The organism is Vibrio ouci (assembly GCF_004551525.1).
GTDB classification, from domain to species: domain Bacteria; phylum Pseudomonadota; class Gammaproteobacteria; order Enterobacterales; family Vibrionaceae; genus Vibrio; species Vibrio ouci.
This window is the reverse complement of the sequence record NZ_SATR01000277.1, coordinates 1-684: the sequence shown is the minus strand read 5'-3', so window position 1 is coordinate 684 and position 684 is coordinate 1. Positions and strand designations below refer to the sequence as shown.

The window sequence follows — 684 nt, the reverse complement described above, 5'->3', positions numbered from 1 at the left end:
GGCGTTAGTTTGCTACAAAGAATCGGGAAGTATTGAGGAAGATATGAAAGTAGATATTAGACCAGCCAAGGAAGACGAACTGGAACCTCTCCATTCTTTGGTTATTTCAAATGATGAATGGATGAAGTTCAATGGTCCTTACTTTCCATATTCTCATCCAACATTAGAACAGTTTGAAAATTCATCATTTCAGCGTTTACTAGCAGGCTCAGACTTACAATTAATCACTGTTGACGATATTCCTGTTGGAACGGTTAGTTGCTATTGGGAATGTGAAGAAACGCGTTGGCTTGAAGCTGGTGTAGTTATTTACGATGCACAGTATTGGGGTAAGGGAATTGCTGCGCTTACTCTACCTTTATGGGTATCGTACTTGTTCGAAACTAAAGAAATCGAGAGGGTTGGTTTAACCACTTGGTCGGGTAATCCCCGAATGATGTCTTTGGCTTTGAAACTGGGTTTTCAGCAAGAAGCAAGACTTCGAAAGGTTCGTTATTACAATGGTGAGTACTATGACTCCGTCAAATATGGGGTGTTACGGTCGGAGTGGTCAGAACGCAACTAACAATAAATTTAAGAGTGATTCACAACGCTCGGCGCTCTCACTTCAAGTCAGTTTAGTGTTTATGGCACAATGGTTTAGGTAAGGTGGTTAGCGTTGTTCACACCTTAATTTGGCGTTAG

Annotated in this window: 1 protein-coding gene; it reads left to right on the top strand. The window is 41.2% G+C overall.

What is annotated here, in order from left to right:
• Window positions 1-43 precede the first annotated feature (43 nt).
• On the top strand, window positions 44-565 hold the full coding sequence (locus tag ELS82_RS25635) for a GNAT family N-acetyltransferase (RefSeq protein WP_134837834.1): 522 nt from the start codon (window positions 44-46) through the stop codon (window positions 563-565).
• The last annotated feature ends 119 nt before the right edge of the window (window positions 566-684 follow it).